Here is a 13,282-nt window from a genome sequence, read left to right as displayed (position 1 = left end):
TCTATTGACGTTGTGCCGGCTGCTTGAGCTGGCGCTGCCTTTCAGCTGTCTGGGCTCTACGAACACCCGCATTCGGGCAACAGCCATCGCTCGTCCACCGCAACATGCAGCGGGCGGAACTCTTCATTCGCATTGGCTTGGCTTAGTGCCGGTGCCCTAAAGCCACTGCTTGATCTGCCTTGCGACCTCGGCGGTGGAAATGCCGTAGCGGTCGTGCAGTGTCGGTAGTGCGCCAGCATCAAGAAATTCGTCCGGCAATGCGATCTGGCGGAACGGCGGATGGACGCCTGAACGCATCAGCAGTGCGGCGACCGCCTCGCCGAGACCGCCAATCGTCGTGTGGTTTTCGGCAACGACGACCAAGCGGCCTGATTTGCCGGCTTCACGCAATATCGTCTCGGCGTCGAGCGGCTTGATAGTCGGAACGTGGAGCACCGCAGCATCGACGCGATCGTGCTTCAGAGTTTGCACGGCATCGAGCGCACGCATGGTCATGATGCCGGATGAGATGATCAGGACGTCCTTGCCGTCACGGATCAACTTGGCCTTGCCGAGCTCGAACCTGTAGTCGTATTCGTCCAACACCACAGGCACCTGGCCACGCAGCAGGCGCATGTAGACCGGCCCCTGATGCGCCGCGATCGCGGGCACCAGCTGTTCGATTTCATGGGCATCGCAGGGATCGATGACCGTCATGTTCGGCATGGCGCGAAACAGCGCGAGATCCTCCGCGGCTTGATGACTCGGGCCATAGCCCGAGGTCAAACCGGGCAATGCGCAGACGATCTTCACGTTGCGGTCTTCCTCCGCAATCGTCTGATGGATGAAGTCGTAGGCACGGCGCGAAGCGAACACCGCGTAGGTGGTCGCGAACGGCATAAAGCCTTCGGCGGCAAGACCTGAGGCCGCGCCGAACAAGAGCTGCTCAGCCATGCCCATCTGGTAGTAACGGTCCGGAAATTCCTTCGCGAAGATGTGCAGGTCGGTGTATTTGCCGAGATCGGCTGTCATGCCGACCACATCGGGGCGGCTGCGCGCGAGCTCGACGAGCGCGTGCCCAAACGGCGCCGGCTTCGTTTTCTGTCCCTCAGACGCGATCGAGGCGATCATGGCCGAGGTGGTCAGGCGTGGCTTGCCCGGCTGGGGTGCTGATCTGACGGTCTTCATGCCTGCCTCCCGGCTTCCAGCGCGGCCAGCGCGAGCTGCCATTCGTGCTGCTCGACGCGAATGAAATGGTTCTTCTCGCGCTGCTCCAGGAAAGGTACGCCCTTGCCCATCAGCGTGTCGGCGACGATCATGCGGGGTTTTGGCTCGGGGTGGGACTTGGCGGCATCGAACGCGGCGATCACTGCATCGAGATCGTTGCCGTCGATTCGCTGTACGAACCAGCCGAAGGCTTGAAGCTTCTCGACCAGCGGTTCGAATGCCATGACCTGCGACGAAGGACCGTCGGCCTGTTGATTGTTGACGTCGACGATGCCGATCAGATTGTCGAGCTTGTAATGGCCCGCCGACTGGATGGCCTCCCAGACCGAGCCCTCGTCGAGCTCCCCGTCCGAGAACAAGGTGTACACCCTCGCATCGGACTTCTTGCGCTTGAGCCCGAGGCCCATCCCTACGGCGATGCTGAGCCCAAGCCCTAGCGAGCCGCCCGACATTTCCATTCCGGGCGTGTAGGAGGCCATGCCCGACATCGGTAAGCGACTCTCGTCGCTGCCATAAGTTTCGAGTTCTTCCTCGGGGACGATCCCCGCCTCGATCAAAGCCGCATAGAGCGCGATGGCGTAGTGCCCGTTCGAGAGCAGGAAGCGGTCGCGTTCGTCCCAGGACGGATCTTCCGGCCGGTAGCGCATCGCGTGAAAATACGCCACGGACAGGACGTCGGAGATGTCCAGCGCCTGTGCGATATAGCCCTGGCCCTGGACCTCGCCCATGCGCAGCGCATTGCGGCGAATGTTGTAGGCGCGGTCCGCCAGCTTGGGCGTGTTGGTCAGCGTTTCCATCGATTTGGACCTTGTCTCTTGCTGGCTCAGTGGATCAGCATGCCACCGTTGACGTCGATCACGGCGCCGGTGACATAAGCGGAGAGATCCGAGGCCAGAAAGGTGTAGATGCCGGCGACGTCTTCCGCCGTGCCGAGGCGATTGAGCGGAATGCCCTCCAGGATCTTCGCCCTCATCTCGTCAGTCAGCTTGCCCGCGGTGATATCGGTGCCGATCAGGCCGGGCGTGACGCAGTTGACGCGGATGCCGTCCGGACCGAACTCGCGGGCCATCGCCTTGGCGAGACCGAGCACGCCAGCCTTGGCGGCCGAATAATGCGGGCCGCCAAGATTCCGCCGCCGCGCTGGGCCGAAACCGAGGACATGCAGGCGATCGATCCGGACTTGCGCGCACGCATGTGCGGGATCACCGCTTGGGAGAGGAAAAGAACGCCCTTCAGATTGACATCCTGAATGCGATCCCAATCGGCCGGCGAGATATCCAGGAACTTCACTGGCTGGGTGATGCCGGCGTTGTTGATGAGAATGTCGATGCTTGCGAAGGACTCGATCACGCGAGAAACGGCCTGCTCGCAGGATGATTGGTCGGCAACGTCGCATTGCAGCCCAATGTGGGACTTGCCAAGCGATGTTGCGGCGTCCGCCGCCGCGCTCGCGTCAATGTCGAGAATGGCGACCCGCGCTCCCTCGGCGGCGAACCGCCGGGCGGTGGCCAGCCCGATGCCGCGCGGCGAGGCCGCGCCCGAAATGATCGCTGTCTTGCCGCTGAGCAGCATCAGTTCCTCCCGCAAATTGTTTTCCTTGGCAAGGCCAGGAATGCCCCGCCGGCGCCCAACAGACAAACGCACAGTTGTCACGGATCGATGAATCTGGTTCACTTATGGGATGCTGTCGAATGTCCCGATATCAGCAATTCGCGCCTTTGAGGCCGCCGCTCGCACCGGATCGTTTCGCGATGCGGCGAATGAGCTTCACCTGACGCCGAGTGCGGTCAGTCATGCGATCCGCAAGCTGGAGGACACGCTTCGCACCGTTCTGTTCGAGCGTAGCGCGCGATCGGTGCGGCTCACGCCGGCCGGCGAAAATCTGATGCGACACACCGGAGCGGCCTTCGATCAGCTTCGCCGTGGCCTCGAGGAAGTCGCCGCGCGCGGACCACAATTGGTGCGCGTCCATTCGGCACCCAGTTTTGCCGCGCAGTGGCTTGCACCACGGCTTGCACAGTTTCTCGCGGCTTATCCGAAGCTCGAGGTTCGGCTGGCTGCGAGCACGGACTACGCTCGCTTCAGCAACGATGATTTTGATATCGACATCGTTTACGGTCCGCCGCGTGCGGAGGGCGTGGAGGTTGTTCCTCTCCCGGAGGAGACGGTGACCCCGCTCTGCTCGCCTGCCCTCGCGAGATCGATAAGGAAGCCTGCCGATCTCCTCGATCAGACGCTGATACGCTCCGACGTGAAGCAGGTTCAATGGCACCAATGGTTCACGGCGAACGGATTGGAAGCACCTGCCCTCCACGGCATGAGGTTCGATCGAAGCTTTCTTGCGATAGCGACGGCTGCCGAGGGGTTGGGCGTTGCGTTGGAATCAACACTTCTCGCAGAACGCGAACTGGCGAGTGGACGATTGGTGGCGCCATTGGCAGGACGCGCCAACGATATCCGCTACGTCGGCCATCGCCTAATCTACCCGCGCGCGAGTAGACAGAGGTCCGCGGTACGAGCCTTTGCCGATTGGCTCGTGACGCAACTCAATGGCGAAGACACCAATTCCTTGCACTGACGAGATCGCAATTTGGCGTACAAAATTGTGGAAATGGCCGAGGGAGCGGGGAGTGGGACGCAAACCCATGATTTCTATCATTCCGTGCTGAGACCGCACGTAAGCACTCGCCGCCCCGTCCTCGGAATTCAGGGTTCTGCACATGCGCGACAAGGCTGCTCACGTTGGCCATCGTGGATTTTTCTTGATCTCCCGGTGCACACGTCGCGCACACGCCACCTGCTAACCTACTGAAAAACTTTAGCTCTCGTTCCAATCCATCATGGGGAAGTTTAAGCCAGCTTGAGCCGTACGGCAGCGACTGGGTCCAACTTCACTTCACCGCTTCAACGATCTCAACGAAATATGATCGTTAACCTCTCCTGTGATTGCTCTTCCTTATTTCGAATCTAGAGCCGTTCAGGTGCCTCAACATGCGCCAAGCTTCCTCTACCTTCAGTGGAGCGATCACTGCGGGTCATGATTGAATGAACTACCAACTGCGCCTTCGCTTCCGTACCCACCGGCTTGGATGTCGAGAGTCCGATTTACTGAAGCAGACATTAAGCGCGCTGTTAGAGGTGTTCTCGACAGTGGAGGCAAAGTCGCGCGTGTCGAGATTTGGCCTGACGGACGCATTTCTGTGTTGATACGGGAAGAGAGATCGATTCCAATAGATCCTAAGGACGATCCGGAGGTGTCTAGGAGTTTGCTGTGATGAGGGTGGGACGTTCGGCGCTGCCGCTGCCTCGCTACACAAGGCGCAAACGCCTTCAGAAAGGGAGCTTTGCGTATTTTTTCGACGTGCCAACGTGGGCACGTAAAAAAGGTTGTCCAATCAAGAACGAACCGCTCGGCGCCGATTACGAGCTGGCGGTGCAGCGCGCCGAGAAGATCTTGCTGCCTGCGTTCGACAGCTGGCTGACAGGTGGCGATGACGCGAATCCCGTGGGCATTGGGGTGGTGATCGGAACGCTGGATTGGATGTTTCACGAGTATCGTCGAACGTGGAAACAGAAGACGGCAAAGCGTTTGCAGCCTTTGAGCCCCGGTCAATGTCGCGTGCATGAGACCGGCATCAAGATGATCTGCGAATACTTGTTGAAGGACGGAAGGCGCCTTGGCACGCTGCGCGTTTCGAGCATCGATACGGCGTTTGCGGACGATCTGTTCGAGAAACTGCTCTACAAGGATGTCGACGGCGAGAAGGTCGAACGCCGCACGACCGTGAACCACGCGATGAAGACCGCTCGCGGCGCATGGAACACGATCTCACGGGCGCACCCTCACCTGTTTCCACCGAAGAACCCATTTGAGAAGATGGGCCTGCAATCGACCTCGCGCGAAACGCCGCATGCCAATTTTGACGAGCTGGCGGCATTCCGTGCGAAAGCGATCGAGCTGGGCTATCCGTCATTGGCAACCGGTGTCCTAATCGGTTGGGAATGGCTGCAGCGCAAGGCCCATATCTTCATCCGTTTATGGCGGAGCACTACCGGCCGGGAAAGCCGCCCGAACCATGTCTATGTCATCAACTACAAGACGAGCACGGGATCGTGGGAGCCGCTCTTCGATAGAAGGGTAAGCCGCTCTATCCCCTGCTGATGGCCGAGCTCGACGCCATGAAAGCATTGCGGCCGACCGGCGGCCTGATGCTCCGGCGAGATGGAAGCAGTCTGCCCTGGAGCGGCAAGGGCGAGATGCTGACTCAAGTCGAGCGCATTTCGAAGAAGATCATTCTGGCCGCGGATTTGCGTCCTGAGCTGACCTTCACGTCGTTTGGCCGGCATGGCGGGACCACCGAGGCGAGCACGTCCGGCCTCACAGAAGCGCAGCTGATGAAGAAGGGGCAATGGTCATCGACCAAGCGATGGCGCACTATCTCCATCACGACGACGAGGCTAAGCAGGACGCACAGATCAAGCGCATCAAGCGGCGCAAGCAGGCGGCCAGAAAGTGAACATTTGTCGGAATGGATTCCGCCGTCTTGTCGGAATGGAAATTAACAAGCCCGATAAGTGATTGAAAACATTTGGAGCGGGTGAAGGGAATCGAACCCTCGTATTCAGCTTGGAAGGCTGCTGCTCTACCATTGAGCTACACCCGCGACAGGGGCTCCCTAACACGGCCCGGCGACGGTCTCAACTGCTCCGGACCGGTCTTTCCCGCCTCGCGGAGGGGGTTGTTCCCGCCTCCGGGCACCACCCCTTAACGGCGCGGCGATTTAGACCTATATTGAGTGTCCCGAAACCAACGAAAGGAGGTGATCCAGTGTCTTGTCTCAAGCGCTGTCACCTCGCTGGGATCGCCCGCTAGGCTTTGAAAGAGGCTTGGCATCGGGGCGCTCTCAGCCCTGGACCAGCGAGCAAGAAATCGGGCGCGACAGGGTTCTCCCCTGCCGCGCCTTTTCTTTGGTCAGCCGATTTCGGCGGTATCGCGCGCCGTTCAGAGCGGCCCCTCGCCCGCCAGCATCTCACGGATCTTCTGCGACAGGTCGGCCTTCCGGTACGGCTTGCGAAGCAGCGCCACACCGGGAACGAGATGTCCCTCGTGGACGATGGCGTTGTCGGTATAGCCGGACGTGTAGAGCACCCGCGCGCCCGGCCGGCGCAGCCGGACAGCGTCGGCCAATTCCCGCCCGTTCATCCCGCCGGGCATGATGATGTCGGTGAACAGCAGATCGAAGCTCGCGCCCTGATCGACCAGCGCAAGTGCGCTTGCGCCATCGCTGGCCGTCAAAGTTCGATAGCCAAGGCTGCCGAGCTGGGCGATGACATACCCCTGCACCAGCGGGTCGTCCTCGACCACGAGGATGGTCTCGTGCCCGCGCGACGGCGCCAGCGCCTGCACCGGCGAGGTTTTCGCCGCTCCCTCGCCCGCCGATCGCGGCAGCAACAGCCGTACCACCGTGCCACGGCCCTCCTCGCTCTCGATCGCGACCGTGCCTCCAGTCTGCTTGACGAAGCCGTAGACCATGCTCAGGCCGAGCCCGGTGCCGCGGCCGACCCCCTTGGTGGTGAAGAACGGCTCGAACACGCGGTCGCGGACGTCGGCCGGAATGCCGTGACCGGTGTCGGAGACGGCGACCATGACATAGGAGCCTGCATCGCCGTCCCCCTCGCCGGTGCCATCGAGCTCCCGGTTTGCGGTCTCGAGCGTGAGCCTGCCGCCGTCAGGCATCGCATCGCGCGCATTGACGGCAAGATTGACGATCGCCGAGGACAGCTGCGACGGATCGGCCATGGCCGGCCACGCATCGTCGGCGAGCCGGGTCACGATCTCGACATGCTCGCCGAGGATCGGCCGCAACAGCTTCGCCGTCTCGACCACGAGACCGTTGACGTCGATCTCGCGCGGCTCCAGCGGCTGACGCCGCGCGAAGGTCAGCAGCTGCGATGTGATCTCGGCACCCCGTGAGGCCGCATCGTCGATGAGCTGGGCGATCGCGGCGAGCTCAGGCTGGTCCGCAAGCCCTTCCCGGATGATTTCGATGGTGCCGGTGATGACGGTGAGCACGTTGTTGAAGTCGTGCGCGACGCCGCCGGTGAGCTGGCCGATCGCATCCATCTTCTGGGACTGGCGAAGCCGCTCCTCGGTCTCGTGCTGCGCCGTGAGATCGGTGGCCGAGCCGCGATAGCCCATGAAACGCCCGTCGTCGGCAAAGATCGGCTGGCCGCTGACGCTGAAATGGCGCAGACGTCCCGTCGTATCGCGGCCGCAATACTCGAACTTCCGGAACGGTTCGTGGCGGTCCAGCATCGCCATGTGCGCGCGCCACTTCTCCGGCTCCGCATCGCGGTCGAAAGCGGCATCGGTCCGACGCTTGCCGATCATGGTCTTGTCCATGCCGAATGCGGTGACCCGGTCGGAGAGATAGGTGAACCGATGATCCGGCCCGGTTTCCCAGAACCAGTCGGATGCCGTCTCGGCATAGTCGCGAAAGCGCTGCTCGCTCGCGCGCGCATCTTCTTCCGCACGACGGCGGATCTTCAGATCACGTTCGAGATTCGCATTGGCCTCGCGGAGCTCGCCATAGGCATGACCGAGATTGACGCACATCCCATTGAACGCATCCATCACCTTGTCCAGCTCGTCCGGATCGTAGGGTGGTCGCCGCTCCAGGTGCAAAGGCGGCGGCGGTCGCGCCAGATTGTACCTGCTGACGAACTCGGCGATCGCGACCAGATGCCGCGTCACCAGAATGTGGAACATGTAGATGATGAACAGCGAGACGACGAACGTCTTGGCCGCCTGGCTTGCCAGGATGACCAGGGCCCGGTTCAGCAATTGCTGGTAGACGTCACTCAGCGTCGCCTCGACATGCAGCACGCCGATGTCGCGCGGGGTGCCCTGCACAACGGTGGTCAAGGGGTAGTCGCGCGTCACGATGGAGCGGCTGCTTCGCTCGCCGACGGCGACGTGGATCGGATTGGGGCGATCGGCAACCTCGCGGACCTCGGCAGCGCGCATACCGGGCAGCCGCAGGATGCCGTCAAGTTGAAGCTTGAGCTGGTTCTGGTCGAGATTCCACAGGCTTTCGCCGAGGCTGGCCGTGATGCTGCGGCCGACCTCGTCGAGCCGCGTCTCGATCGCGCCGACTTCGCGATCGTAGTCGAGATAGAACTGGAGCGCAGTCAGTGTCAGCGTGACGAGCGATGAGAACAGCAGAACGGCGGCAAGCAGGCGGGGCCCGACGCCGCTTCGCGACCAGTTGAAGATCCGTGACAGCAGCGCCCCCGGCAGCGGGGCCGCGAATGCACTTCCGATGCCGCTCAAATGCTGCTTCGCGGCCGCAGGAGCAACCGCGCGGCTGCGATCGGGATTCTTGTCACCTGCGTTGCCCATGCACCCCACTCTCGAAAATGGCGACACTCCTCTTCGGCCTGCCGGTCGCAGCCGCGCACAATTCGACGATCTTGATTCTCTCTCAGCACGCGATGCGCGCGGCAATCCTGTCGGCCCTTGGGCGATCTGAGTTCGGTGGGGTCATATCTTGCGCCCAGCAGCAGGATTCTCGCGCAAATTACCACTTTGCGTGCTAGAATAACATCGGTGAAAAACCGGGAGTCGCCCGCATGGCGGGCGAACGATGAGTGTCGTGGCTTGGCGTAAGCGCCATCTCCGGTAGATCGCGCAAGGCACCAGAACCCAATAGTAGCAAGAACCGATCAGAGAGGCGTCCCATGTGGCGGATAGTCGTCGTCTGCCTGTTGCTATGCGCAGCCGGTTCGTCCTCCGCGCAGTCGGTGATCCGGCTGGCGCGGATCGCCGACATCCCGGATCAATATGTTGGCGGCGAGATGTTGCGGGCCGTCTACGCCAAGCTGAACATCAAGCTCGAATTCGAGGACGTCCCAGGCAAGCGGGCGCTGGCGCTGTCCAGCGCCGGCGAGGTCGACGGCGAGATCCAGCGGATCGGAACGCTGTCGCGCGAATACCCGACGCTGCTGCAGGTGACGCCGGCAATCAATTACATTGAGCCGTCGGTGTTCGCGACGAAACTTCATTTCGACGTGCACGGCTGGAATTCGATCAGGAACTACAGCATCGGTATCGTCCGCGGCGTCGGCTCATCGGAAGCCGGAACGCGCGGCATGGATCGCGTCACGGCGACCACGAGCCTCGAGAACATGATCATGATGCTCGATGCCGATCGTTTCGACGTGATGGTCACCGACCTCTTCAGCGGGCTGGTCGCGGTTCGCAAGCTCAATCTACAAGCCCGGATCTATCCGCTCTCCCCTCCGCTCGAACGCATCAGCATCTACCACTATCTGCACGAGCGCCACCGTGATCTGGTGCCGAAGGTCGGACAGGTGATCGCGCAGATGGAGGCGAGTGGCGAGTTGGCCGCGCTGCGCGAGGCGCTCGTCAAGCAGGTCCTCAGCGCACCCTGACGCCGGCGAGGCTCAGAAGCCGAAGATGGCGAGCACGAAGGGGCGCTTGCCGCGGCGCGTCTCGACGATGCGCTCGCCGCCATTCTCGGCCGAGCTGCCGTAATAGCGGTGATGGCCCGCCTGGTCGTGCAGATCGGCAGGCTCCGACGTCCCTGCCCGCCGCGCATCGCAGATAATCTTGATGGTCTGACCCGACATTGCCGCCTCCGATGCGTCTCGACTGTTGTTGTGGCCATCAGTCGCCTCTTCGCCGGACGGCGTTCACCGCGCCAGGCCGCAATCGGGTTTCAGGACGGTTTCGTCGTACAAGCGGGACGCAATAGTCTAGTCTCCGGGATTGTCGGAACCGGCGGCGACCATACGTCTTTCGGGCTGCGCCCCCAAAAACAAGCGAGATGAAGATGCTTTACGCAATCCTGGCCTACCATGTGGAGGACGAGCTCTTGGCGTGGACGCCGGAGCAGGATGCCGCGGTCGTGGCCAAGGTCATCGAGGTTCAGGCGCCCCTGAGGGCAAGCGGACATCTCGGGCCGGCTGCCCGTCTGGACAACACGAGAAAGGCCCATACCTTGCGCGGCCCGGGCGCCGGCATCGTGCTGGACGGGCCGTTTGCCGAGACCAAGGAGCAGCTCCTGGGCTTCCACCTCGTCGAATACGACACCGATGAGGAAGCAATCGCAGCCGCGCGAAAGCTGCGTGCGGTCAATCCGAGCGCGGCCTACGAAATCCGACCGGTCAAGCTTTATGTGCCGGCCGATGGGTTCGGCGCGACAAAGGGCTGAGCCGCCGTTTCACGCGTCGGGCTCGGCCCGGGCGATATAGAAGCGCTGGATCACGAGACCGCCGAAAGCGATGAACCACACGAAGGGTGCGACGTGCGGCGCGAAGACCGCAACGATCGTACCCGGAACGAACACCAGCAACGGAAACATCGAGGCCATGATCTCGTGGCGCCAGCCGCCCATGATCAGCCACCACAGCCAGGCATTGAGGCCCGCGATGGCGGTCAGATGCAGGCCGTAGAGCACGGCCACCGCGCTGCTCATGCCGTAATTGGTGTAGAGACCGTTGCTCACGGGTAGCAGCACGATCGAGAGCAGGAAGAACAGGTTGAGGATCACCATGCCGCGGCTGCCCACCGGCTGGCGTGCCAGCCTGCGGTGATGACTGATCCAGAACACGCCGGCGATGATGAAGCTGAGTGCAAAACCGGCGAGCTTGCCGGAATAGACCTGGGCGAGATCGCTCCAGTCGGGCGCCCGGGTGAACACGGCCGCCTTGGGCAGGTCGTACGCGAGCAATGTCATCGCAACGCCAAAAATGGTGTTGCTGAGCGATTCCAGCCGCCGCATCTCGAACTGGTTGGGCTTGAGCTCGGTCATGTCGGGGGCGCGCTTTTCGGGCCGGAACTTTGGGCTGTGTTTTCCCTAGATGTTATCCGAGGCTCCGTCCAGCCGCATTGCGATTCGCGCGGAGATCGCCGAGTCTCACGCTTTCACCGGGGCGATTCGTGACGTCATATCTGGACACGCTCAATGCGGAGCAGCGCCGCGCCGTGGAGCATGGCGTGGCCGATGGCGCGACCGTGGGCGCTCCCCTGCTCGTCATTGCCGGCGCCGGCTCCGGCAAGACCAATACGCTTGCCCACCGTGTCGCGCATCTGATCGTCGCCGGCGCGGATCCGCGCCGGATCCTGCTGATGACATTCTCCCGCCGCGCGGCAGCCGAGATGGCCGGCCGGGTCGAGCGCATCGCCCGCAAGGTGCTGGGCGAGAACAACGCGGCGATCATGCGCGACGCGCTCACCTGGGCCGGCACCTTCCACGGCATCGGCGCGCGGCTCTTGCGCGAATATGCCGAGCGCATCGGCGTCGATCCGGCCTTCACCATCCACGACCGCGAGGATTCCGCCGACCTGATGAATCTGGTCCGGCACGAGCGCGGCCTGTCGAAGACCGAAAGCCGTTTTCCGGCCAAGGGCACGTGCCTGTCGATCTACTCACGTTGCGTCAATGCCGAGATGGAGATCGAGAAGGTTCTCGGCCAGCACTATCCCTGGTGCGCGGGCTGGGCGGCCGAGCTGAAGGGGCTGTTCGCCGCTTACGTCGAGGCCAAGCAGGCCCAGCACGTGCTCGATTACGACGATCTCTTGCTCTACTGGTCGCAGATGATGAGCGATGCGCTGATCGCCGATGAGATCGGCGGCCGCTTCGACCACGTGCTGGTCGACGAATATCAGGACACCAATCGCCTGCAATCCTCGATCCTCCTGGCGCTGAAGCCCGATGGCCGCGGGCTCACCGTCGTGGGCGACGATGCGCAGTCGATCTACTCGTTCCGCGCCGCCACCGTCCGCAATATTCTGGACTTCCCGCAGAGCTTCTCGCCGCGCGCCGAGACGATCACGCTCGACCGCAATTACCGCTCGACACAATCCGTACTGGCGGCAGCGAACGGCGTCATTGGCCTCGCGCGAGAGCGCTTCACCAAGAATCTATGGACCGACCGCACCTCCACGCAAAAGCCGCAGCTCGTCACCGTCCATGACGAGGCCGACCAGGCGCGCTACATCGTCGAGCAGGTGCTGGCCAATCGCGAGCAAGGCGCGCTGCTCAAGCATCAGGCCGTGTTGTTCAGGACCTCCTCGCATTCCGGTCCGCTGGAAATCGAGCTCACTCGCCGCAACATTCCCTTCGTGAAATTCGGGGGGCTGAAATTCCTCGACGCCGCACACGTCAAGGACGTGCTGGCCTTGCTGCGCTTTGCCGAGAACCCGCGCGACCGTGTCGCCGGCTTTCGCATCCTGCATCTGTTGCCCGGTATCGGCCCCGCCACCGCGCAGCGCGTGCTGGACCAGATGGCGGAGAGCCCCGATCCGCTGCATGGGCTCAGCCGGCTGCCGGTACCGGCGCGCACCGGCGATGACTGGACCGGCTTCGTCCGCACGGTCGAGAATTTGCGCTATTCGGAATGGCCTGCGGATCTCGAGCGCGTGCGGCTCTGGTACGAGCCGCATCTCGACCGCATCCACGAGGATTCCGAGACGCGCCGCGCCGACCTGATGCAGCTCGAACAGATCGCGAGCGGCTATTCCTCGCGCGAAAAATTCCTGACCGAGCTCACGCTCGACCCGCCTGATGCGACCAGCGACAAGTCAGGCCCACCCTTGCGCGACGAGGACTATCTGATCCTCTCGACGATCCATTCGGCCAAGGGCCAGGAGTGGAAGTCGGTGTTCGTGCTCAACGTCGTCGACGGCTGCATGCCCTCCGATCTCGGCGCCGGCACCTCGGCCGAGCTCGAGGAGGAGCGCCGCCTGCTCTATGTCGCGATGACGCGCGCCAAGGACGATCTGCATCTCGTCGTGCCGCAGCGCTTCTTCGTGCACGGCCAGGCCGCCAAGGGCGACCGTCACGTCTATGCCTCGCGCACCCGCTTCATCCCCGAGCAGCTCGTCTATCTGTTCGAGCGCACCGCCTGGCCGAAGGCCGCTGCGGGAGCCGCGCGCACCGGATCACAGGGGCCGAAGATCGACATCGGGGCGCGGATGCGGGGGATGTGGCGGTAGACGCAAGAGGCTAGTCTCGGCAACTGCCAGGGTGACGGGAACAACAGAGGTCCG

General features: G+C 62.6%; 11 protein-coding genes, 1 tRNA gene and 1 pseudogene. 6 read left to right on the top strand and 7 right to left on the bottom strand.

Annotation, left to right across the window (positions count from 1 at the left end; all coding sequences use genetic code 11):
- Nucleotides 1-156: 156 nt before the first annotated feature.
- The 3 genes and pseudogenes from XH89_RS14940 to XH89_RS14930 form a co-directional block, all read right to left on the bottom strand.
- The gene (locus XH89_RS14940) at nucleotides 157-1,167 is read right to left on the bottom strand and encodes a transketolase family protein (RefSeq protein WP_194467761.1); all 1,011 of its coding nucleotides are present in this window, start codon (nucleotides 1,165-1,167) and stop codon (nucleotides 157-159) included.
- On the bottom strand, nucleotides 1,164-2,003 hold the full coding sequence (locus XH89_RS14935; protein WP_194467760.1) for a transketolase: 840 nt from the start codon (nucleotides 2,001-2,003) through the stop codon (nucleotides 1,164-1,166). The genes XH89_RS14940 and XH89_RS14935 overlap by 4 nt, the downstream gene beginning before the upstream one ends.
- Nucleotides 2,004-2,029: 26 nt before the next feature.
- A pseudogene (locus tag XH89_RS14930) lies at nucleotides 2,030-2,778 on the bottom strand (SDR family NAD(P)-dependent oxidoreductase).
- Nucleotides 2,779-2,887: 109 nt separating this feature from the next.
- Here XH89_RS14930 and XH89_RS14925 point away from each other — a divergent pair.
- The 3 genes from XH89_RS14925 to XH89_RS41285 all read left to right on the top strand — a co-directional run bounded on the left by XH89_RS14925 (nucleotide 2,888) and on the right by XH89_RS41285 (nucleotide 5,769).
- Entirely contained in the window at nucleotides 2,888-3,784 is an 897-nt protein-coding gene (locus XH89_RS14925) for a LysR substrate-binding domain-containing protein (RefSeq protein WP_194467759.1), read from the top strand.
- Between the two features lie 696 nt (nucleotides 3,785-4,480).
- Nucleotides 4,481-5,368: a hypothetical protein gene (locus tag XH89_RS41290; protein ID WP_246767845.1), complete on the top strand. Its 888-nt coding sequence runs from the start codon at nucleotides 4,481-4,483 to the stop codon at nucleotides 5,366-5,368.
- Nucleotides 5,368-5,769, top strand: a complete 402-nt coding sequence (locus XH89_RS41285) for a hypothetical protein (protein WP_246767844.1) — start codon at nucleotides 5,368-5,370, stop codon at nucleotides 5,767-5,769. Before XH89_RS41290 ends, XH89_RS41285 begins: the two co-directional genes overlap by 1 nt.
- 27 nt (nucleotides 5,770-5,796) lie before the next feature.
- Here the strand turns inward: XH89_RS41285 and XH89_RS14915 are convergent.
- A tRNA-Gly gene (locus XH89_RS14915) sits at nucleotides 5,797-5,870 on the bottom strand.
- Nucleotides 5,871-6,208: 338 nt separating this feature from the next.
- Nucleotides 6,209-8,608 carry an ATP-binding protein gene (locus XH89_RS14910; protein ID WP_194467758.1) on the bottom strand — a complete coding sequence of 800 codons (2,400 nt, stop codon included), beginning with the start codon at nucleotides 8,606-8,608 and terminating at the stop codon, nucleotides 6,209-6,211.
- A gap of 338 nt (nucleotides 8,609-8,946) precedes the next feature.
- Between XH89_RS14910 and XH89_RS14905 the strand changes: the two genes are divergently transcribed.
- Nucleotides 8,947-9,660 carry an ABC transporter substrate-binding protein gene (locus tag XH89_RS14905; RefSeq protein WP_194467757.1) on the top strand — a complete coding sequence of 238 codons (714 nt, stop codon included), beginning with the start codon at nucleotides 8,947-8,949 and terminating at the stop codon, nucleotides 9,658-9,660.
- 12 nt (nucleotides 9,661-9,672) lie between these two features.
- Here the strand turns inward: XH89_RS14905 and XH89_RS14900 are convergent, their stop codons facing one another.
- Entirely contained in the window at nucleotides 9,673-9,858 is a 186-nt protein-coding gene (locus XH89_RS14900) for a hypothetical protein (RefSeq protein ID WP_194467756.1), read from the bottom strand.
- A 203-nt stretch (nucleotides 9,859-10,061) separates the two neighbouring features.
- Between XH89_RS14900 and XH89_RS14895 the strand changes: the two genes are divergently transcribed.
- Complete coding sequence (locus XH89_RS14895) at nucleotides 10,062-10,442, top strand: YciI family protein (RefSeq protein ID WP_194467755.1); 381 nt, start codon at nucleotides 10,062-10,064, stop codon at nucleotides 10,440-10,442.
- Nucleotides 10,443-10,451: 9 nt separating this feature from the next.
- On the opposite strand, the gene XH89_RS14890 is transcribed toward XH89_RS14895, so the two are convergent.
- A complete protein-coding gene (locus XH89_RS14890) occupies nucleotides 10,452-11,042 on the bottom strand; it encodes a TMEM175 family protein (RefSeq protein WP_194467754.1) in 591 nt (196 codons plus the stop codon).
- Nucleotides 11,043-11,170: 128 nt separating this feature from the next.
- Here XH89_RS14890 and XH89_RS14885 point away from each other — a divergent pair, with 128 nt between their 5' ends.
- Nucleotides 11,171-13,228, top strand: coding sequence for an ATP-dependent helicase (locus XH89_RS14885; protein ID WP_194467753.1), 2,058 nt, complete (start codon nucleotides 11,171-11,173; stop codon nucleotides 13,226-13,228).
- Nucleotides 13,229-13,282 lie beyond the last annotated feature (54 nt).

The sequence above is a fragment of the Bradyrhizobium sp. CCBAU 53340 genome (genome assembly GCF_015291645.1).
In the GTDB taxonomy this organism is placed as follows: Bacteria; Pseudomonadota; Alphaproteobacteria; order Rhizobiales; family Xanthobacteraceae; genus Bradyrhizobium.
Note: the sequence above shows the minus strand (reverse complement) of the source record. Positions and strands in the feature narration are given on the sequence as shown.